The following is an 856-nucleotide window of genomic DNA, read 5'->3' on the forward strand; positions in this document are numbered from 1 at the left end:
CATTTCCTTCTTTACTTGGGCTGAAGCGATTGAACGTGGCCATGAAATGACCGCCCGTAAAGATGGGATCCGTGGTACAGCTGACTTAGATACTCCGCTTGGCGCAGATATTAAAGCGGTCTTTGCGATTAACAGTAACGCATTAATTAACCAACATTCCGACTGTAACGGTACCGCTAAAATCCTCGAAGATGACACCAAGTGTGAGCTTATTGTCGTGTGTGATTGTTGGATGACACCGAGCGCACGTTATGCAGATATCTTACTGCCCGATACTACTTGGTTAGAGTCGAATGACCTAGTCAATGATAGCTACGCATCCGGGATCATGGGTTATCTCGTTGCCATGAAGGCTGCTGTTAAGCCAATGTGGGAAAGCATTTCAATGTTTGAAATGGGACGCTTAATTGCTGCCAAAATGGGTAAAGAAGCTGAGTACACAGAAGGTAAAGATGAAGCCGCTTGGTTAGAGGAACTATACCAAAAGACTCGAACAAACAGCGCGAATACCAATGCTCAACCTGCCTTCCCTAATAGTTACGCTGAAGCACAAAAGATTGGTGTGTTCCGTGCGTTTAGTAAGACGCCAGTACTTGCACTCGATAGCTATATCAATGGTGGTAAAGCGGTGAGCACACCGTCAGGTAAGGTAGAGATCTACTCACTGTCGATGGCGCAAAAGGGTAAAGACTGGATCTTTAATCCTAATGTTAAAGGCGATTACATCACTGCAATCCCCATGTATCAACCCACATGGGAAGGTTACGATGATGAAGATACTAAGGATGATTATCCTCTGCAATTAATGGGTTATCACACCAAGGGGCGTACACACTCAAGTTATCATAACGTGCCA

Annotated in this window: 1 protein-coding gene; it reads left to right on the top strand. The window is 45.0% G+C overall.

All coding sequences use genetic code 11. The annotated features are described in order from the left end of the window. A partial coding sequence (locus tag H9J30_RS21555) for a molybdopterin-dependent oxidoreductase (RefSeq protein WP_240132845.1) occupies positions 1–856 on the top strand: 856 nt, incomplete at both ends.

This window comes from Shewanella cutis (genome assembly GCF_022410515.1).
GTDB classification, from domain to species: domain Bacteria; phylum Pseudomonadota; class Gammaproteobacteria; order Enterobacterales; family Shewanellaceae; genus Shewanella; species Shewanella cutis.